At 37.8% G+C, this 16,212-nt stretch carries 42 protein-coding genes; 30 read left to right on the top strand and 12 right to left on the bottom strand.

All coding sequences use genetic code 11. From position 1 onward, the window contains the following. Position 1: 1 nt before the first annotated feature. Positions 2-667: a 2'-5' RNA ligase family protein gene (locus tag HMPREF0501_RS02625; protein ID WP_006916292.1), complete on the top strand. Its 666-nt coding sequence runs from the start codon at positions 2-4 to the stop codon at positions 665-667. Between the two features lie 137 nt (positions 668-804). Here the strand turns inward: HMPREF0501_RS02625 and HMPREF0501_RS02620 are convergent, their stop codons facing one another. After that, positions 805-1,926, bottom strand: coding sequence for a tyrosine-type recombinase/integrase (locus HMPREF0501_RS02620; RefSeq protein ID WP_006916291.1), 1,122 nt, complete (start codon positions 1,924-1,926; stop codon positions 805-807). A 77-nt stretch (positions 1,927-2,003) separates the two neighbouring features. On the opposite strand from HMPREF0501_RS02620, the gene HMPREF0501_RS02615 reads away from it, so the two are divergent. Next, complete coding sequence (locus HMPREF0501_RS02615; protein WP_006916290.1) at positions 2,004-2,216, top strand: hypothetical protein; 213 nt, start codon at positions 2,004-2,006, stop codon at positions 2,214-2,216. On the opposite strand, the gene HMPREF0501_RS02610 is transcribed toward HMPREF0501_RS02615, so the two are convergent. The 6 genes from HMPREF0501_RS02610 to HMPREF0501_RS02580 all read right to left on the bottom strand — a co-directional run bounded on the left by HMPREF0501_RS02610 (position 2,213) and on the right by HMPREF0501_RS02580 (position 4,933). Then, positions 2,213-2,611 carry a DUF2513 domain-containing protein gene (locus HMPREF0501_RS02610; RefSeq protein WP_006916289.1) on the bottom strand — a complete coding sequence of 133 codons (399 nt, stop codon included), beginning with the start codon at positions 2,609-2,611 and terminating at the stop codon, positions 2,213-2,215. The genes HMPREF0501_RS02615 and HMPREF0501_RS02610 overlap by 4 nt on opposite strands. A 509-nt stretch (positions 2,612-3,120) precedes the next feature. Further along, positions 3,121-3,411, bottom strand: coding sequence for a zinc ribbon domain-containing protein (locus HMPREF0501_RS02600; protein ID WP_006916287.1), 291 nt, complete (start codon positions 3,409-3,411; stop codon positions 3,121-3,123). Positions 3,412-3,619: 208 nt separating this feature from the next. Next, positions 3,620-3,736 (bottom strand): zinc-ribbon domain-containing protein, encoded by a 117-nt coding sequence (locus HMPREF0501_RS08710; protein ID WP_191975854.1) that lies wholly within the window; start codon positions 3,734-3,736, stop codon positions 3,620-3,622. Between the two features lie 65 nt (positions 3,737-3,801). Next, the gene (locus HMPREF0501_RS09045) at positions 3,802-4,281 is read right to left on the bottom strand and encodes an SHOCT domain-containing protein (RefSeq protein WP_006916285.1); all 480 of its coding nucleotides are present in this window, start codon (positions 4,279-4,281) and stop codon (positions 3,802-3,804) included. A 1-nt stretch (position 4,282) separates the two neighbouring features. Then, positions 4,283-4,582: a hypothetical protein gene (locus HMPREF0501_RS02585; protein WP_006916284.1), complete on the bottom strand. Its 300-nt coding sequence runs from the start codon at positions 4,580-4,582 to the stop codon at positions 4,283-4,285. An 18-nt stretch (positions 4,583-4,600) separates the two neighbouring features. Further along, a complete protein-coding gene (locus HMPREF0501_RS02580; RefSeq protein ID WP_006916283.1) occupies positions 4,601-4,933 on the bottom strand; it encodes a helix-turn-helix domain-containing protein in 333 nt (110 codons plus the stop codon). Between the two features lie 144 nt (positions 4,934-5,077). On the opposite strand from HMPREF0501_RS02580, the gene HMPREF0501_RS02575 reads away from it, so the two are divergent. Continuing rightward, on the top strand, positions 5,078-5,293 hold the full coding sequence (locus HMPREF0501_RS02575) for a helix-turn-helix transcriptional regulator (RefSeq protein ID WP_006916282.1): 216 nt from the start codon (positions 5,078-5,080) through the stop codon (positions 5,291-5,293). 41 nt (positions 5,294-5,334) lie between these two features. Next, positions 5,335-5,628, top strand: a complete 294-nt coding sequence (locus HMPREF0501_RS02570; protein WP_006916281.1) for a hypothetical protein — start codon at positions 5,335-5,337, stop codon at positions 5,626-5,628. 64 nt (positions 5,629-5,692) lie between these two features. On the opposite strand, the gene HMPREF0501_RS09085 is transcribed toward HMPREF0501_RS02570, so the two are convergent. Then, positions 5,693-5,836 carry a hypothetical protein gene (locus HMPREF0501_RS09085; protein WP_006916280.1) on the bottom strand — a complete coding sequence of 48 codons (144 nt, stop codon included), beginning with the start codon at positions 5,834-5,836 and terminating at the stop codon, positions 5,693-5,695. A 50-nt stretch (positions 5,837-5,886) separates the two neighbouring features. On the opposite strand from HMPREF0501_RS09085, the gene HMPREF0501_RS09235 reads away from it, so the two are divergent. After that, positions 5,887-6,015: a hypothetical protein gene (locus HMPREF0501_RS09235; protein WP_263598698.1), complete on the top strand. Its 129-nt coding sequence runs from the start codon at positions 5,887-5,889 to the stop codon at positions 6,013-6,015. Between the two features lie 5 nt (positions 6,016-6,020). Here the strand turns inward: HMPREF0501_RS09235 and HMPREF0501_RS09005 are convergent, their stop codons facing one another. Further along, a complete protein-coding gene (locus HMPREF0501_RS09005) occupies positions 6,021-6,191 on the bottom strand; it encodes a hypothetical protein (protein ID WP_191975853.1) in 171 nt (56 codons plus the stop codon). Between the two features lie 195 nt (positions 6,192-6,386). On the opposite strand from HMPREF0501_RS09005, the gene HMPREF0501_RS08905 reads away from it, so the two are divergent. Next, entirely contained in the window at positions 6,387-6,539 is a 153-nt protein-coding gene (locus tag HMPREF0501_RS08905; protein WP_006916275.1) for a hypothetical protein, read from the top strand. Here the strand turns inward: HMPREF0501_RS08905 and HMPREF0501_RS08900 are convergent. Next, complete coding sequence (locus HMPREF0501_RS08900; RefSeq protein ID WP_006916274.1) at positions 6,536-6,700, bottom strand: hypothetical protein; 165 nt, start codon at positions 6,698-6,700, stop codon at positions 6,536-6,538. The two genes, HMPREF0501_RS08905 and HMPREF0501_RS08900, sit on opposite strands and share 4 nt — an antisense overlap. Before the next feature lie 61 nt (positions 6,701-6,761). Between HMPREF0501_RS08900 and HMPREF0501_RS02560 the strand changes: the two genes are divergently transcribed. Next, the gene (locus tag HMPREF0501_RS02560; protein ID WP_006916273.1) at positions 6,762-6,977 is read left to right on the top strand and encodes a hypothetical protein; all 216 of its coding nucleotides are present in this window, start codon (positions 6,762-6,764) and stop codon (positions 6,975-6,977) included. Between the two features lie 2 nt (positions 6,978-6,979). Further along, entirely contained in the window at positions 6,980-7,120 is a 141-nt protein-coding gene (locus tag HMPREF0501_RS08895; RefSeq protein WP_155801143.1) for a hypothetical protein, read from the top strand. On the opposite strand, the gene HMPREF0501_RS08890 is transcribed toward HMPREF0501_RS08895, so the two are convergent. Continuing rightward, a complete protein-coding gene (locus tag HMPREF0501_RS08890) occupies positions 7,117-7,278 on the bottom strand; it encodes a hypothetical protein (protein WP_006916272.1) in 162 nt (53 codons plus the stop codon). The genes HMPREF0501_RS08895 and HMPREF0501_RS08890 overlap by 4 nt on opposite strands. Positions 7,279-7,335: 57 nt before the next feature. Between HMPREF0501_RS08890 and HMPREF0501_RS02555 the strand changes: the two genes are divergently transcribed. The 17 genes from HMPREF0501_RS02555 to HMPREF0501_RS08880 all read left to right on the top strand — a co-directional run bounded on the left by HMPREF0501_RS02555 (position 7,336) and on the right by HMPREF0501_RS08880 (position 14,510). Next, a complete protein-coding gene (locus HMPREF0501_RS02555; protein ID WP_006916268.1) occupies positions 7,336-7,758 on the top strand; it encodes a hypothetical protein in 423 nt (140 codons plus the stop codon). 16 nt (positions 7,759-7,774) lie between these two features. Beyond that, complete coding sequence (locus HMPREF0501_RS02550) at positions 7,775-8,014, top strand: hypothetical protein (RefSeq protein ID WP_006916267.1); 240 nt, start codon at positions 7,775-7,777, stop codon at positions 8,012-8,014. A gap of 12 nt (positions 8,015-8,026) precedes the next feature. Next, a complete protein-coding gene (locus tag HMPREF0501_RS02545; RefSeq protein WP_040455665.1) occupies positions 8,027-8,233 on the top strand; it encodes a hypothetical protein in 207 nt (68 codons plus the stop codon). Between the two features lie 5 nt (positions 8,234-8,238). Next, positions 8,239-8,463: a hypothetical protein gene (locus tag HMPREF0501_RS02540; protein ID WP_006916266.1), complete on the top strand. Its 225-nt coding sequence runs from the start codon at positions 8,239-8,241 to the stop codon at positions 8,461-8,463. A gap of 43 nt (positions 8,464-8,506) precedes the next feature. Beyond that, entirely contained in the window at positions 8,507-8,821 is a 315-nt protein-coding gene (locus HMPREF0501_RS02535) for a hypothetical protein (RefSeq protein WP_006916265.1), read from the top strand. Then, positions 8,811-9,056, top strand: coding sequence for a hypothetical protein (locus HMPREF0501_RS02530; RefSeq protein ID WP_040455662.1), 246 nt, complete (start codon positions 8,811-8,813; stop codon positions 9,054-9,056). The genes HMPREF0501_RS02535 and HMPREF0501_RS02530 overlap by 11 nt, the downstream gene beginning before the upstream one ends. Before the next feature lie 11 nt (positions 9,057-9,067). Next, positions 9,068-9,565: a host-nuclease inhibitor Gam family protein gene (locus tag HMPREF0501_RS02525; RefSeq protein ID WP_006916262.1), complete on the top strand. Its 498-nt coding sequence runs from the start codon at positions 9,068-9,070 to the stop codon at positions 9,563-9,565. 11 nt (positions 9,566-9,576) lie between these two features. Then, positions 9,577-10,293: an ERF family protein gene (locus HMPREF0501_RS08505; RefSeq protein ID WP_006916260.1), complete on the top strand. Its 717-nt coding sequence runs from the start codon at positions 9,577-9,579 to the stop codon at positions 10,291-10,293. After that, complete coding sequence (locus HMPREF0501_RS02515; RefSeq protein ID WP_040455659.1) at positions 10,293-10,991, top strand: putative HNHc nuclease; 699 nt, start codon at positions 10,293-10,295, stop codon at positions 10,989-10,991. The genes HMPREF0501_RS08505 and HMPREF0501_RS02515 overlap by 1 nt, the downstream gene beginning before the upstream one ends. Further along, positions 10,972-11,286 (top strand): HNH endonuclease, encoded by a 315-nt coding sequence (locus HMPREF0501_RS02510; protein WP_006916258.1) that lies wholly within the window; start codon positions 10,972-10,974, stop codon positions 11,284-11,286. The genes HMPREF0501_RS02515 and HMPREF0501_RS02510 overlap by 20 nt, the downstream gene beginning before the upstream one ends. Positions 11,287-11,488: 202 nt before the next feature. Continuing rightward, positions 11,489-11,971 (top strand): single-stranded DNA-binding protein, encoded by a 483-nt coding sequence (gene ssb / locus HMPREF0501_RS02505; RefSeq protein WP_006916257.1) that lies wholly within the window; start codon positions 11,489-11,491, stop codon positions 11,969-11,971. An 11-nt stretch (positions 11,972-11,982) separates the two neighbouring features. Then, positions 11,983-12,933 (top strand): DnaD domain protein, encoded by a 951-nt coding sequence (locus tag HMPREF0501_RS02500; protein WP_006916256.1) that lies wholly within the window; start codon positions 11,983-11,985, stop codon positions 12,931-12,933. Beyond that, a complete protein-coding gene (locus HMPREF0501_RS02495; protein ID WP_006916255.1) occupies positions 12,930-13,232 on the top strand; it encodes a hypothetical protein in 303 nt (100 codons plus the stop codon). Before HMPREF0501_RS02500 ends, HMPREF0501_RS02495 begins: the two co-directional genes overlap by 4 nt. Next, on the top strand, positions 13,229-13,501 hold the full coding sequence (locus HMPREF0501_RS02490; protein ID WP_006916254.1) for a hypothetical protein: 273 nt from the start codon (positions 13,229-13,231) through the stop codon (positions 13,499-13,501). Before HMPREF0501_RS02495 ends, HMPREF0501_RS02490 begins: the two co-directional genes overlap by 4 nt. After that, a complete protein-coding gene (locus tag HMPREF0501_RS02485; protein WP_006916253.1) occupies positions 13,498-14,013 on the top strand; it encodes a DUF1064 domain-containing protein in 516 nt (171 codons plus the stop codon). Before HMPREF0501_RS02490 ends, HMPREF0501_RS02485 begins: the two co-directional genes overlap by 4 nt. 193 nt (positions 14,014-14,206) lie before the next feature. Further along, the gene (locus HMPREF0501_RS08885; protein WP_006916251.1) at positions 14,207-14,365 is read left to right on the top strand and encodes a hypothetical protein; all 159 of its coding nucleotides are present in this window, start codon (positions 14,207-14,209) and stop codon (positions 14,363-14,365) included. After that, positions 14,355-14,510, top strand: a complete 156-nt coding sequence (locus HMPREF0501_RS08880) for a hypothetical protein (RefSeq protein WP_006916250.1) — start codon at positions 14,355-14,357, stop codon at positions 14,508-14,510. Before HMPREF0501_RS08885 ends, HMPREF0501_RS08880 begins: the two co-directional genes overlap by 11 nt. Before the next feature lie 11 nt (positions 14,511-14,521). Here the strand turns inward: HMPREF0501_RS08880 and HMPREF0501_RS02475 are convergent, their stop codons facing one another. Next, positions 14,522-14,740 carry a hypothetical protein gene (locus tag HMPREF0501_RS02475; RefSeq protein ID WP_006916249.1) on the bottom strand — a complete coding sequence of 73 codons (219 nt, stop codon included), beginning with the start codon at positions 14,738-14,740 and terminating at the stop codon, positions 14,522-14,524. Between the two features lie 67 nt (positions 14,741-14,807). Between HMPREF0501_RS02475 and HMPREF0501_RS02470 the strand changes: the two genes are divergently transcribed. The 5 genes from HMPREF0501_RS02470 to HMPREF0501_RS02450 are packed head-to-tail and all read left to right on the top strand — an operon-like array spanning position 14,808 to position 16,041. Continuing rightward, positions 14,808-15,005 (top strand): helix-turn-helix domain-containing protein, encoded by a 198-nt coding sequence (locus tag HMPREF0501_RS02470; protein WP_040455656.1) that lies wholly within the window; start codon positions 14,808-14,810, stop codon positions 15,003-15,005. Next, positions 14,998-15,231, top strand: coding sequence for a hypothetical protein (locus HMPREF0501_RS02465; RefSeq protein WP_006916248.1), 234 nt, complete (start codon positions 14,998-15,000; stop codon positions 15,229-15,231). The genes HMPREF0501_RS02470 and HMPREF0501_RS02465 overlap by 8 nt, the downstream gene beginning before the upstream one ends. Beyond that, positions 15,224-15,574 carry a hypothetical protein gene (locus HMPREF0501_RS02460; protein ID WP_050755739.1) on the top strand — a complete coding sequence of 117 codons (351 nt, stop codon included), beginning with the start codon at positions 15,224-15,226 and terminating at the stop codon, positions 15,572-15,574. Before HMPREF0501_RS02465 ends, HMPREF0501_RS02460 begins: the two co-directional genes overlap by 8 nt. Then, positions 15,564-15,851, top strand: coding sequence for a hypothetical protein (locus tag HMPREF0501_RS02455; protein ID WP_006916246.1), 288 nt, complete (start codon positions 15,564-15,566; stop codon positions 15,849-15,851). The genes HMPREF0501_RS02460 and HMPREF0501_RS02455 overlap by 11 nt, the downstream gene beginning before the upstream one ends. After that, positions 15,832-16,041 (top strand): hypothetical protein, encoded by a 210-nt coding sequence (locus HMPREF0501_RS02450; RefSeq protein WP_040455654.1) that lies wholly within the window; start codon positions 15,832-15,834, stop codon positions 16,039-16,041. The genes HMPREF0501_RS02455 and HMPREF0501_RS02450 overlap by 20 nt, the downstream gene beginning before the upstream one ends. The last annotated feature ends 171 nt before the right edge of the window (positions 16,042-16,212 follow it).

The following is a 16,212-nucleotide window of genomic DNA, read 5'->3' as shown; positions in this document are numbered from 1 at the left end:
GATGGATGAGCCACTAGACCGACTTTATAAGAAAATTAATCAACAAGGCAGAATTGCAATTCAATGTAGAAATGAACAAATTGACCCCTGGTTAGGCCAGCTGAGAAACGATCACCGCAGATCACTCACACTGATTGCAACGGTTCCCGCTCATGTTTCCCGTAATATAAAAATGTGTCTTCAAGGAATGGAAGCTAGTGTTCCAGAATTATATTATTATCCAAGTTCAGCATTTCATTTAACCATTATGGACTTGTATCGGGGATACCCATCAGATCAACTTCTGGATGATTATGTTAGTCAACTGCAACCATTAGTTAATCGCTTTTTACCCGTTCAATGGCGAATGCAGGGGTTGATAGTCAGCTCAGGAGCGGTTTTAGTTAAGGGTTTTTATTCGTCATCATTAGGGGATTTGCGAAATCAACTTCGTCAGCAAATACCGTTAGCTAACCTTCCGTTAATGGAACGCTATCAGACGTCTTCGGGTCATATGACCATTGCTCGCTTTCCAACTGAGGTTCAACATCGAGCAGGTTTATTAAAATATGTTGAACAAAACTCCAACTTACAGTTTGGAACTTTTGAGGTAAATCAGCTCGACTTGGTAATCCATGATTGGTATCATCGCCGGGTACAATCGGTCGCAACCTTTTCTAATACATAGGGTGATGAATTGTTGCAATTCGGGGCGATTTAGTGCAAAATAAATATAAAAAGATAAGAGCCGTTGATATTGCAATAATACCAACGGCTCTTTTAGTATGCTAAAAGCTGTTTGGGGCACGTATGGGGCTTTCTCGGTTAATCTAGGTTCAAAATTGTATTATCAAATTTTGATTTAGCTTTATTGGTGACATGCAAATATACATTCCGAATAGTAGCAGAATTAGCATGACCAATCCGATCTTCGATGATGTACAAAGGTACACCTAATTCAGCTAATTTTGAAACGTGCGTGTGTCTAAATGTATGCGTGGTTAATTCTTTATCAATTCCTAGGAACTTCTTAGCGTTGAATAATTGGCGATTTAACGTAGTGAAAGAGAAGAAGCGATTATCATAAACGAACAGGAAATCGTCAGGCTGTTTGCCAAAACTCCATTCCTTGTATAACTGAACCGCTCGGTTGGGAAGCAAAACAGAACGCAGCCCACTAGCGGTTTTAGTAGCGTCTTGCTTATAGTAGTCACTGGTTTTCAAGTCGGTGTAAATAAGGGTTCCTGTAACCTGAGCATAGTAGTTACCCTTGTCTTCATAGATGTTTTTGACCTGCATACCTAGTGCTTCACCGATTCGCATACCTGTTAAATATTGCCATTCAAAGATTGCCCCATGTTGGTGGTTATGTTGATAAACATAATCTAGGACGGCTTTGGCTTCAGAATCTTCCAGAAACTTTTTGGCAATCTTTTGATGAGTTTCTTTCTTCCAGTTAATATCTAAATGATTACGTGGCGACTGAGTTACATAATCACGTTTGTAAGCGAAGCGGAGAATGGCGCTTAACTTCCAATAGATATTGCGAACAATTACGTTACTCATATTTTCTTTATACAGTAGTCTTTCGCAAAGCTGAATTAAATAGCGGTCGTCCATTTTATTAACCAAAGTATCAAATCCAACATAATGTTCTATTTTCTTTTTAACTTGGTCGTAATGTGAGAAAGTAGTGGGGCGAACTTGGTTTCTATAAATTGGTTCCCACTCTTCGATGACTTGACCTAGTGTGACACCTTTCTGCACTTTGCCGTTTTCTTGAAGTCGTTTCTGGATTTTAGCTTCAAGAATCATTTGCGCTTTCTTAGCAGTAAATTTGTTATTTTTGTCTAATGAAATAGTAACCTTTTTCAACTTACCAGTTAGAGGGTCTTTATAACGTTCACTATATTTATATGAACCCGATTTGTTCTTTTCAACCCACACGATAACACCTTCTTTCAAACAGATGTTCTGAGTTGTGATAAGATAACAGTAAATAATTAAACGAATGGGGCGGTATTATGAAATCTAAGTTGCCAAGAATTGTTGAAACTCCTAAACATTTCTACATTGATTCAGTTGATCTATCGGGTGCGATTAGCGATAAAACAGGTACCAAAATTAAACCTCTTGAAAATGGTAAGGTGATGGTTACTAAAACTTTCATTGCTAAAAGTTATGAATGCCTTGATGAGCAAGACTTTTACGATTTTTCAAAGCCTAAATTGGATTAAAAAAATAACTTTGTCATAAATCGAGAAGCACTTTGCGGTGTTAGGGGAATTCCTTCATCATGAAGTGCTTGTTTAACTTTTCGCCACGCCTTGGGTTCATTTATTACTGCTAAATAGTTATGGCCCTTAGTTGTTAATCCTTGAATAATATAATTAGTTCCTAAAAAAGCCATAGGTTGTGATTTAGCAACAATTAATTCGTCAATAGCCAAGTTACGGACTATCCTAACAATAGTTTGCGTCATTAATTCACCGTTATAGCCGAGCTTCACAAAATATTGGAGTTCTGGTTTTGGACGTAAAATCTTAATGAGTTGAAAACAATCTCTTATATTGTATTGATTAATTGTTGTTAAGATGAGGTTATAAAATTTCAGATAGTCTTCATTATTCATTCCATATCACTTCCTAAACGTATGTTCTAATATAGCTATTTTTAAACCGCTCCAGAAATGGGGCGGTTTATTACCAACATCAAAAAGTATATACTTTATAAAAAATAAACAGGGGGGGTGCTAAAATGACTCAATTTTCTAAAGATCAGCTAATTCAAATAAAACATTTTTTAAATGATTATGAGAATTATATTTTTGAAAAATACAGTATTCGTAGGGACGATAATTTTCGACCCTATTATTATGATGAGTATTTACAGAAATTTATTTATCATGACGATCTGGTTCAGAAAGTTGTTCGTTTGGATGGGCTTCTTTCCATTCTTGACTCGGTAAGTATAAAGTAGTGAAGATGTTTTCAACTCCATGTAGCATAGATTCAATATCACTGACGGCTGTGAATCCTTGGTTATAATGCGAAATAGAGTTTCTGAAAATAAAAGTTGCACGTATTCTATTACTTTGCCGACGATCAATTAAGCCCAACTTTTTTAATGCACTTAAATAATCTAGTAGAGTCGGTTCACTCCCCAGAATGTAGCCCAAACAATAACACTAATTAAAGCACCAAGACCGGCTTTTTTAGCATTATTAGGTTCAGAGTTACGCCAAATAATATATAAAATCAATCCTACAATAGGAATAAAGAAACCAAGGAAAGCCCAACCGACAGAACCAGTATCGTTTTGAGCATTTACAACTTGATTGTTAGTAACTGGTGCGGGTAATGCTACACCACAGTTAGGGCAAACAACTGCTTTTGGTTCAACTTCTTTACCACAATTAGGACAATATCGCATAGTGTCACTCCTTTAGTAAGGATAAGCAGAAGCGGCGACCGCTACATAAATAATCCACCATACGATTTGCACTGCAAATCCTACCCAAGCCCATACAGCACAACGATGAGCGCGTTTAGGCGTTTCTTTGTGGAATACAAAGTAAAGAATCCAACCAACAATCGGGAAAAAGAATCCTAAAAAGCCCCAACCAGCCGATGGCTTTGGTTCAGCGTTGGGGGGGGGTAACTCCAGTCATTGTTGCGCCTGCAACAGGAACCCCACATTTAGGACATACAACGGCTTCCTCATCAAGTTGAGCACCGCAATTTTGACAGTATTTCATAATGAATACTCCTCCTAAAAAAATAATTGCACCAGCTTTTAACGTCATCAGGATTTGGACAATTTTTATAGTCCTAATAATTGTTTCTTCTTAGTGTCAAATTCTTCTTGAGTAATGGTTCCATCATCAAGTAACTTCTTAAATTTAGCGATTTCGTCAGCAGAACTAGTAGTTGAACCATTGTTAGAATGTACTTCGCCAATTTTTTTGTTAATAAATTCAACAAGCTTGTCCATTTCTTCTTTATGCTTCTTGCCAAAAATTATGGCATTTTTCTTTCCCCAAGCTGATCCAGCATAAATGGGGTCAAGACCACCGAAGCCACCACCATGTTGGTCACCGCTCATAGGCGTTACTACAATATGGCCCCGTGTTAAGCCAGGTTCTTTATAGTCAATGTTAGCAATAGAAGTATAAGGTATAGATTGTGAGCCAGTTCCACCGTGATTAGCTAAACTCCTAAGGCCTTTATGCTCAACAGTAACCTTTTCATCATCAGCAGTAATAATTGCATGTTCCGGGATTTTAATTTCTACTTTGATCATTTTAGTTTCCTTCTTTTCCAAATAATTCGTTGTATCTACGTTCGCTTTCCTTTCGTGCCCAGCCTTCGGCTACCATCGTTTTGCGTTTCTCCTGATTAGATAAGTTGCAGTAATCATAATCATAGTGAACCGTTTCATGAAGGGCAGTTTTGAGCCAGTCAAGATCAGGCTGAAGAGTATTAATATAAACTTCATTACCCTCAATGTGCCCATGATATTTAGGATTATTGATTTCGATACCATAAAACGCTAAATTTGGGTATTCGTCTTCAATTTTTTCAAGGTCTGATAATTCACACATAGAACCACCAGCCTTACATTAAATTCTTCTTCTGAACTTTTTAGCAGCTTGAACCATCTCAATAATAGCGTCCCGCTCTTCATCAGAAGTATCAGGGTCGATGGAGTAGGCTATTAGTTTCTGGTTTTTACTTAAGTCCTTGTCAGGTAGTTTTTCAGAAGTTCTACCTAACAAGTAATCAGTAGAAACATTGAAATAATTAGCAATGCTATTAATTACACTAGAAGAAGGTTCTGATTTACCATTTTCCCATTTAGTAATAGCTTGCTGGGAAGCATGAATAGCCTTTGCTAAATCAGTTTGCGACATTCTCTTTTGAGTCCTTAGCTCATGTATTTTATCGCCTATCATAGTTGTAGTACCTCCCCTTTAGTAGTAATTGTAGTACAAAGAAGTTGTATAAAAAAATTTTATTTAAAAAAATAGTATAAAAGTATTGCATTTTACTCTTAATGTAGTATTATATAAATGTAAACAAGGAAGGGAGGTTAATTAATGAAAAAGGATTTAATGCAATTGAGGAAAGACGCGGGTCTTTCAAGATTCCAACTTGCAAGAAAATTAAATAACACTCCTAATTCCATTTACAATTGGGAGAAGGGAATTTCAAAGCCAAGTGCAGAATCAATCTACAATATGGCGAAGATTTTCAAAGTATCCACTGATGAAATTTTTTTAGCTTTAAATACTACGAACGTAGTAAGGCAGTAATGACAGCTATTATCAAATGTAGTAAAGAGGAGGTGAGAAAGGTGAACCTAAAGGATAAACTCAACGAGCTTCAAAAAAAGCACCCTCAAACAAAATTGAGAGCGCTAGTCATTGAAGATACAGATTTAAATTTTACTTTTACTTTTAGAAGGTCGTTGGGAATTACAGCAATTGAGAGTAATCGGTATAACGGGATTTTATTTCAACGAATTACTCAAGATAGAACGGATCCAGAAAATCCTAATTCATTAAAGATTGAATTGATTGTTAATAGTGAAGAGTTTGATATATCAACAGTTCGTTCAATGTCATTAATCAAGAAATATGAAATATGAACTCATTGAATTTCTCAGAGTAATCAATTCCATTCTTGGAAGCCCAAGACCAAATATGTTGCTTTTAATTTGGTACTTCGTCAAAAGCTAAGGCGTTAACTTTAAATTCTTTCTGATTATTCTTCTTAGCTTTTTTAAGTTCCATATCAAGAAGCAAATAGTCTTGTTGCTCAAATTCTTTGAGTTCTTCATCAGAATATTTAGCCATAAAACTTACCTCCTTTCTAAGGAGAGTATATCAGAAAGGAGATGGACATAATGAAAAGCGGTCAGCAAGTATTTCGCCATTTAGAAAGTTCATATTATGCGAAACCAAAACCACATAACCAAATGAAACAAATTGGATTTAAAAAAGACCAGCCTGCTAAAAAGCAAACTGGTCAATAGATGAACTACTTCTCAGTTCTTACGCCTTTGAACTTAGTACCGTCTTGCTTGACATTTAAAAACTGGCCGGTTTTCGTATCACGCTTCACGTATTGCTTAGTTACAGGATTGTAAGTTTGAGAACGTCCACGAACAGCGCCTTTACGGGAGCCATCTTTAGGTGGATTTGTAGCCACATCATTCACCTCCTTTCTCAAGGAGATAAATACAGTATAGCAAAAAGGAGACGGACATCATGAAAAAGAGCTTTGATTACCAAGTAGTAGATAAAACCAACGAAGGCGCTGATATTCAATTAATGGATTGGGTCAACGACGCTGACTACACAGAAGGTCAAGTTATTCCACGTTAGTTAAAAGGGGACGTAAAAGGTGAACGAAATCCAAAAAAACATCGTTTTGGAAATTACAAATAAAAAAGAGTTTGAAGATTCAATTGATGAAATGATTTCAAGAGTTAAGACCTTAAACGGTGAACTAAAAAAAGCCAATTCTTTATTAAAAGAACTGACTTATAAAGATTAGCCTTTGCTTACAGTAACCAAAGTTCCGCAATTTGGACAATGATTACTACCCAATGAAACCTTAAATTTTAAATGGCAGTTTGGACATTCGGTTTCAAAAGGCTCTTGCAAGGCTTCATCGATAATATCATTTGCAATTTTACCAACGTCAAAATCATTCATATAGTCACCTCCTCAAGGCGATTATATCAAACGAAATAAACACACATAGGAGAAATAAATCATGGATAACACAAACAGTAAACATCTTAAATGTGATTATTGCGGAACTGATATTTTTGGCCCATTCAACATGGAATTTAGTGTTGAGTATTACCGCTACAAATTCAACGGCAGTTATAAAAACTTCTGTTCATTAATGTGTTCAGGAAAGTTTGCTAAAAAACATGGCATTGAAGATGTGTTTGAAGAACCAGTACCACTTAGAAAGGAAGTTTAACAATGAGTGGAGAGGAAACAATCACAAAAACGGCTTGTGATACTTACAAGAAGTTAAAAAAATCGGTAAACCTTAACGATGAACGGATCATTAAGATTGCCGAAATAATCAAAATCTTAGCAACAAATATTAATGGATTTTAATTTAGCTCTTTTTGAATTTGATCAGCGAATTTAGTTGCTTCTTCGTAAGCCTTCTTATAAACTCGTAACTTTTCTTCAACAGTGATTTTATCAGAAGAACTTTGGACGCAAGCAATCGCAAAATCCATTGGATTAATTCGATAGTCTTTTAGTTCCATTTAACTCACCTCCTTTCATAGAAGCTGAGTTGATTATATCAGAAAGGAAGTGAACCAATGACCGAGCTAAACGAGCTTGCTACCAAGCAAGACTTACTAGATCTTAAACATTCAATCATTAATTCGATTGGCGAAATGTTGAAAGAACCAAAAGAAGAATCAATGCCTAAACGGGTATCTGGAAAGTTTTTAATTGAACATCACATTGCGGGAATTGGTGGTTATACCACATTGAAAAGGCGACTGGAACAAATGACCCCAGCGGAATTTGAATCCATCAGGTTCAAAGACGAAGGTAACGCACCAGAGTATGACCCACAAGCATTTCAAGATTGGTTTGATGATTACCAAGCCAAGAAGAAAACGGAAAGCAAAATTGACCCTCGGCTGAAATTGAAAGGGGGTGATCTGATGGCAGTCGCTTATATGCCTCTATTTATGTCGTTAATTGGAATTGCAGTAATTATCTATAACCTTTGAAAGGGGGGTGAAACAAATGGAACTTAATGAGCAGTTAGTAACGGCAATTAAGCGTAAACTTGGGGAACTAAATTTATCCACCGTAGCGCTTGGTTGTCAACTTGGTTTAAGTCGGCGGACGCTGGATAACATTTTCAAGCGTGGTCATCGCAAGGTAACACCAGCAACTTACAAGAAATTAAGTGACTGGTTAATTAGTGAGTATGCAACGGCGGATCAGAAAGAAAGTCAGTTAGTCGCAACTCAGGACAAATAAAGGGTGGTTTGAATGGATATTTTTTCAGAGGATGACCAACGGCAGTTGTTGACCATTAAGGGGCTACATAGACTGACCCGCAATGATTTAGCTGTTCAAATTGGTGTTTCTTTACCAACGATGACGAAACTTATTAATTCACCAGCGCCAATGGCGTTGCAATCAGTTATCTATAAAAAGTTCAAAAGCTGGTTAAATCAACAAACGAAAAAGGAGTGAAAACAATGCGAGTTCTTAAACCACTTATTTATATTGTCACATCAAGTATTGCGACAATTGCATATCGAGAAGGTAACGGTGTGTTAATGAATGTGGTGGCACTAATTATGATCGTGCTTTTCGCCTACGATTGCGCAATGTACATGACTAACAATGAACATTCATTTTTGCAGGACATTGCCAACGATTTCTTCGCTGACAGCACAAAAAAAGGAACTAGCCGCCACTAGTTCCTGAATAGCAAATCTAAATAGATTACGAGGTAATAATATCATGAAATATCTGGAATGTAAAAATTGTGGCTGCACGATCGGTCTTGATCAAGAAAGCGAAGATGATCGCTACTGGTACGCACCTAAGTGTCCAAATATTGTTTTTTGCACGATAGAAGATTGTGCCTACTGGTACGGCTTTAAAAATGTCGATCAAGGTGTGAAAGCCTTAAATATTAAGTTTGCTTATGCAAGTGATATTTACCAAGATCAACTAGACGAAGAAGAACATGAACGTTACTTAGCTGATCGCAACCGTGATGGCTATGTTGATAGTCATTATTTGGACGCAAGGGGTGTTTACGTTGGCTATTAAATTCAAATGCTACATTTGCCAAAAGAAAAAGACGGTAACTGATTGGCACCAGTTTTTTCAATTTGATGGAAATAAGTTTTGTTCTAAAGCGTGTGCTGATAAGTACCAACGAGCAAGAACTAAGCGTGATATCCAATACTACAAGGGCAGTATGGATCAAGCCGGCAAGTTTAACCACGAAGCATTAAAGCAACGTAAAATCCGTAAATTTGCAATTGATGATTTACCTTTTTAGGAGGATTAGCAATGATCGAAGAAACTAAACAAGAAGAAAAGCAACGCTGGACGATTGAAAACGATGACGCTTTAAAATGGACGCTTGATAAAATTCGTTCTTTACAGCTTTATCAAGCAGCTAACACGAAGCACGTCGAAGAAGTGCAAAAACGTGCTGACAAAGAAAACGAAGCATTGCAAAAGGATATTGATAACTTTACCCAACTTGTCAACGAATATACTCAACCGAAGTTTGACGCTGACCCTGAGTATAGATTTAAGTCAACAGCCGGGAACGTTACTTTTGACAAGCAACGTGACAAATGGAATTACAACACGGCCATGTTATTAAAACAACTTGACGGCACTAAATGGGTCAAAGTTAAGGAAAACCGTTCCATTGATAAGACTGGAATTAAGAACAATTTCAAAGTACAGGATGGCAAAGTATTTAATCCTGAAACCGGTGAAGTTCTCAAGGGAATTAACGTTGTTCAAGGAACTAAACAAATGAAGATCAAATTTTAGGAGGTGGCAGCATGGCTGATGAAACAACAAGCAAAGCGGAATTGTTTAAAGCATTAAATCAATTCCATAAAAACCTTGAACAACCATCAAAAGATGGAAATAATCCATTTTTCAAAAGCGGATATGTAACGCTTGAAGGTGTTCAAGATGCTGTTGATAAAGCACTTGAGGGAACAGGCCTTTCATACTTTCAAATGGTCTTTGATGATCCATCTGGGAACAAGGCAGTTAACACAGTAATTGCTCATGAAAGCGGAGCAACGATTACAATGGGGGCTTTGTCACTAAGTCCAGTCAAGAGCGACCCACAGGGCTACGGAAGTGCAATAACTTACGCCAAACGTTATCAGTTAGCGGCGGCTTTTGGAATTAGTTCTGAAAAAGACGATGACGCTAATCAAGCAACTTTTAATAGACAAGCTCCGAATAAAAAGCAATCATCAACTAACACTCGAACAAAGCGATCAACATCAAATAGCCGGCAACAAAAGAAACAGAATCCTCTGCAAAATTTGGCTACTGAATACAAGCAAAAATTACAAACGGCTGTTCAAGCAACCGGAAGTACAGAGAAAACTATTCAGAAAAATGTTGTTGATACTTGCAAATCAGACGTTAAAGGGTATGCCGAATTTGATCGGCAACAGCAACTAAGACAATGGATAAAGGTACTTGATAGAATCCTTCAAAACGCAGCGCAAGTTGATATGTTTGCGGAGAATAACTAGTGTTTGGCTTTATACGTAAAATTGTTGGCCGCTTCCTGATTATTCGACTTAATGATGATCCTGACTTGACTAAATTATTGAAGTACAAGCGTAAGGGTAAACATATTAGAGTCAAAGTTGAAGCGATTGACGATCGACAAATCAGTGATGATCAGCGTAAGAAAATCTTCGCCTTAATCAATGACTTTTGTAATTACACGGGTGACGTTCAACATGACGCTGAGGAATATTTCAAATTCCGTACTCAAATGAGTTTTGGGATTGAATACTTTCATTTATCCAATTGTTCTGTTACGACGGCTAATCAAATGATTTTAACCATCCTGGACTTTTTATTTGAAGAAAATATCCCGTTCAAGCTGAAAACATGGGAAGCCATTCCAAACGAGTTTCCCAAGCAAGTATTAGCCATGAAGACTAGATCGTGTGTCATTTGTGGCAAACCAAATGCTGACTTAGCCCACTACCGGGCCGTTGGAATGGGCCGTAATCGACACGAAATTGACGAACGCAAAATGTATTTCATGAGTTTGTGTCGTGAGCACCATCAGTATCAACACCAGATAGGGATTAACAGTTTTTGCCAAAAATTTCATATTAAACCAGTCAAATTATCAGACGAGGATCTAGTGAGATTTCATATTTTGACAAAAAAGAGATTGAAGGAGTTGAAAGAGGATGACCGAGAAAAAGCGTAAATTTAAATATTTAAATTCATCATATTACATTACAGACCAAGGACATATTGAAAATGCTGATCATCATAGATTAAAGTCATTCGATAACGGGGAAGGATATTTAACAATAAGTTTATCGTCAAATGGGCATAGGAAAAACTTTTATATTCATAGGCTTGTTGCCATGAAATTTATTGACAATCCTAACTTGTTACCAGAAGTAAATCATAAAGATGGAAATAAGAAAAACAATTCCGTAAGCAATCTTGAATGGGTATCAAGGAAAGAAAATGTTCATCACGCAATTAAAACTTGATTAACACCAACAGGCAGCAGAAGTTGGAATGCAAAACTAACCAGTGATCAAGCAGAATTAGTTTTTGATGCTTACTGGTGTGGGATTTCGGTTCTTGAAATTATGAACGCTTTAAATATCAGTCGGCATACAGTTTGTGATATTGCAAAAGGCGACGCTTACAAAAATGAAACCAAGAAACGATTAAAGGAGTTACAAGACAATGATTAATCGAACAGTATTAACTGGACGCTTAACTGATGATCCGGAGCTACGTTATACGAATCAAGGTACCGCTGTTGTGGCCTTCCGCTTAGCTGTTAATCGTCAGTTTCGTAATCAAGATGGCAGTCGTGATGCTGACTTTATTAACTGCGTTGTGTGGCGTAAATCTGCTGAGAACTTTGCCAATTTCATGCATAAAGGCTCACTAGTTGGCATTGATGGCCGATTATCAACCCGTAATTATGAAAATAAGCAAGGGCAAAAAGTTTATGTAACGGAAGTGACCGTTGAGAATTTCGCCTTACTGGAGTCAAGAAAAAACAATCAGGAAAATTACAACGATCAGCAAGACAACTACAACAATAATGTTAATCAATCAGCATCAAACCAGCAGGGCGAGAATGTCGATCTAAGCACGTTACCGTTCAATAACGATGAAATTAACGGAAGTGCAGCAGATACCGATGACGTGCCATTTTAGGAGGTATAGGAATGGCAAAAATTAAAAAGGTATATCAAAAGAGCTTTACTACCCTTGATAATACAATTCTTAATGATGAAGTAGCTTCGTGGAAAGCCAAGGGCCTTTTTACTTATTTATGGTCTAAACCTGATAACTGGAATTACAGCGTTAAAGAAGTTTCAAAGCATGCTAAAGATGGCCGTGACTCAACCAGCGATGGTGTTCAAGAACTCGAAGAACTAGGTTACTTAAAACGTGAACAAACAAACGAAAAAGGTAGTTTTGGCAGTAGTGTATGGACGTTATCTGAAAGACCTATCTTTAAGAATCAAGCCAAGACTAAAAAAGAAGAAACACCGAAGCCGGATAAATCGTTAACGGAAAATCCGTCAACGGGAAACCCGAGCACGGATTTATCGTCATCGGAAAAATCGTCGACGGAAAATCCGGCACTACTAAATACTGACTTACTAAATACTGATATTACTAATAACGGAGTAACTAATCATGAATCCCCTAAAGCCCCCAAGGGCGACGATCCATTTCGATTAGCTCAAGAGTTGAATATCAACGTCAGCGGTGGCACACATATGCCAATGTTTGTTAGTTATATTGACCGACTAGGAGCCGAGCTAGTTTGCTATGCGCTGAAAAAGACCAATGAACAAGCTAATAATCCGGGATGGCGGTACCTAGTAGCTGTTCTTAATCGGCTAGAAAGCGATGGGATTACCACCGTTCAGCAAGCTCAAGAACAGGACGCTAAACGTCGACAGCAGAATCAACAGCGCTACGAGCGTAAGCAACAAGGCAGGCTTAGAGAGCCACAACCGGATTGGTTTAAAAAGCAGCAGGAGCAAGAGCGAAAAGCAAGGCAACGTAGAATGGCCCAAGAGTCGCCGGAAGTAGGACATCCAGCGCTTTTGAGTGATGGGACAACTCCTCCTGAATTGCCAACATTTGGAGATGGTGAATCATGAAAAGCACACTAACTGCACGGGATAAAGTAACCCAAGATGATTTTAAAGAATTTAAGTCAGATCAATTAGCGGCGATTATTAGCGGCCGAATTGATTTTATGCAAATGCGCCGTAAAACATTAACGGCAACACATGGCCGATATCGTTTGACGAACGTTAATCCACCGCTGTATGACAATCAGCTTAAATGGCTGCAAGCGGAACCAGTAACCGTTGATAAAGCGGTGTGGGTGTGGAATAACTGCGCTAATTACTTGGCTTACTGTGAAAAGTTAAAGAAAGCGGGGGAAGTAGCATGAAATATATTGAATTTCAAAAGAAAGTTGAAGCAATGGGTTTTAAAGTGATTTTTAATGAAAACGGTTGGGTCCAAGTGCAAAACCAACAGGGGCAATGGTTAGGCACTGTATATGCAACTGTTCCCTATGATTTGCAATTGTGTATTCAAGACCTGTTTGATTTTTGGGGTGGAGAAATTAAGCGGTGCTTCTTAGATAAGCTCATTGTTCAATTAGCTTCCACCGAGATTAGTAATCGGGGCAGAATGCCGATTGGAGTAGTTTCATGAAACATTTCGGTAAGAAGGTCACGTACAAGGGCGTCAAGTTCGATAGCCAAAAAGAATTAGATTTTTTCAAAAAGTATTTAGAGCATTGCAAATATCGTGTAGAAATACACCAACGATTTCAGCTATTAGGCAAGTTCCCCGTATGTGGCTACAACATGAGCGGGATAGCTTACACTCCTGACTTCGTTGTTTACGATCAGGAAGGGCGAATGCTCCATGTTTACGACGTCAAAACGGGGCTTACCAGTTGGCTAATTGATCCAGCGGCAAAGATCAGATTTAAGCTATTTGCTTGGAAACATAACCTGCCAGTAGAAGTTGTAGTACCACGAGCGCATGATTTCAAAATGAAAATGCCTGGGTTTACAACAAGTGCAATGCACGATAAGCACGTTCACTATGACCGTCACGGCAACATGAAGATTAACAAGCGTAATGGGCAACCTGTCTATGACCGTTACAACGTCTATCGTGACATCAACTACAGCATTCATGAAATTGTGGGGTGGTAGTAATGGGCAGAAGGAAAGGGCTGTACGCTATGTACAAAGGCGATGAGTTCATTGATCTAGGAACGATACCAGGCCTAGCCAAAAAGTATCACGTTAGGGAAGACAACCTAAGGTATAGAGCAACTAAAACATATCGTAGACGTGTTAAACACGGCACTCTGCTAGTTAGAATCGAGGACGAAAAGAATGACGATTGAAGAAGCACAACAACGAATGGATAGTGACCAGCCTGTTAAGTATCGGGGGACATCTTTACATGGTGATCGGCATTAACAAGTTAAATAACATGGTCACGATTGCGCAAGGTGCCGTAGGTAAAGATGTGAAAGCGAGTGAATTAGATGGAGAGTAAACAAAAAATCCCTCACATCAAAATTGATGGAGAGATTTACGATGCGATTAATATTACTAAAAATAACGGGGAATTGATTGCTTCAATTGGGCCAAAAGATGTAATTGAGGCTGACGGATATAAGGTTACTTTTGTAAAACATTAATCAATATTACTTTAGTCTAGATTATTGTTTACAGTTTTATCTGGCTTTGAAACTGGAGTATCCACATTATTAATTTTGCGAACTGAATAACGTGGATAATTACCATTTTTAATTTCACGGACAAACTGAGAACGGGTCATATCGTTTCCAGAATAGTTATCGTGAAAAGTGAGGTTTCTTCCAGTGCTTGATTGGCTAGTTGTTGTTACTCGTTTACGAATAAAAGTCACCTCTTTTCTCGTCTAATGGTCATTATATACTACATTATATTGTGGTACAAACGGAGGTTCGCACAAAATGTGGAAGAATGTTCAAAGAATAATGAATGATAGAAATATGACGGTTTATAGGCTGGCTCGTGAGACAAAGATAAACGAGAATACTTTATATTCGTACAGTAGAGGAGTTTCAGAACCCAGCTTTAAAAACATGTGCAAAGTTGCTGATGCATTAAATGTTAGTTTAGATAAGTTTAGGGAGGATCAACATGGATAAGGATATTAAATCAATCGGGTATGGCGTGAAAGTTGGGAAAACTTACGTTGCCAGTGAAGATACAATAGGAACCTTTTTTGGGAAAGTTAGGAAAGGATTACATTTAGCAAAGGAAAATGTAAAACTGTTTGATGATCTCGATGACGCTAAAGGCACTGCCAATGCTACTAACGGTGAGGTCGTGGAACTCTACGCACGGGAAGTTGAGGATAACGAAGATGAGTGAGAAGAAAGTCTGTCTCGGCGAAGCGATTTACGAAGAACTACAACACAATGATTATTTAGAAAAGTTATCAGTGATTTTAGATAATCAATATTTCAATTGTCTAAATGGGGAGCCGTTTTCATTGACCAGAAAACAGATTAGTCATTTATTACGCTTTGCTGATTTACTATCCAAATCCTTTAATAAGCAAGGGAGCATTAATCAAAAGGTGCGAGCACGAGAAATTATGGATAAAATGCTGAAACTATATCCAACTCGCCCCGATATTCGATACGTTGCCAATTCGGTTTATAAGCACGCTGGATATAACAAACGGTTGGAGGTGTTTGTTGATGAAGATTGATGAATTTATCAAAAAATTAAACCAAAATGACCGTATGTATGCAGAAACGGTTGATGGAGTAGTTGCTATCTATGATGATAGTGAACACGAGGTGCTCGATATTGCTTGCGATGCAACGAATTGGTTAGATATTAACTACTTTATAAATAGTTTTGGTTCCTGTTTTGGCAAGGCAAGTCGTGAGTATTTATCAGCACTAATTGAAGAGTTCCTACACACACCCGTTAAAAAACGTTTCCCAGAAAGGGGGATACCGTTTGCGGTGGCTAGACTCTGATAACTTGGGGGATGGTGAAGCGACTTATCTAGGTCGAAACAATGGTATTGTTGGCAACAAAGCTTATTGGACGCCTCACACCAAATCTATGGCAGAAATTTTTACTGAATCAGAACTAGAAGATTTGAAAAAAGAAAATCCTAAGTTAGCCCCAGCCATGAAGGAACCTGTGGATGGAGATAATGAATAGGTTAATCAAATATGTACCAACGATAATTGCTGGCCTTGTACTGGCTGATGCGATAGAAACAAAATGTGTTGAAGATGTGTTGATGATGTTGGCAATAGTATTTGTGATAGTTGCGGCAGTTAATCTCATCGTCGTTTGGTGTGAAAATGTATAAACAAAAAAAGCCGTCAC

Source organism: Limosilactobacillus coleohominis 101-4-CHN (genome assembly GCF_000161935.1).
Taxonomy (GTDB): Bacteria; Bacillota; Bacilli; order Lactobacillales; family Lactobacillaceae; genus Limosilactobacillus; species Limosilactobacillus coleohominis_A.
This window is presented reverse-complemented; position numbering and strand designations above follow the sequence as displayed.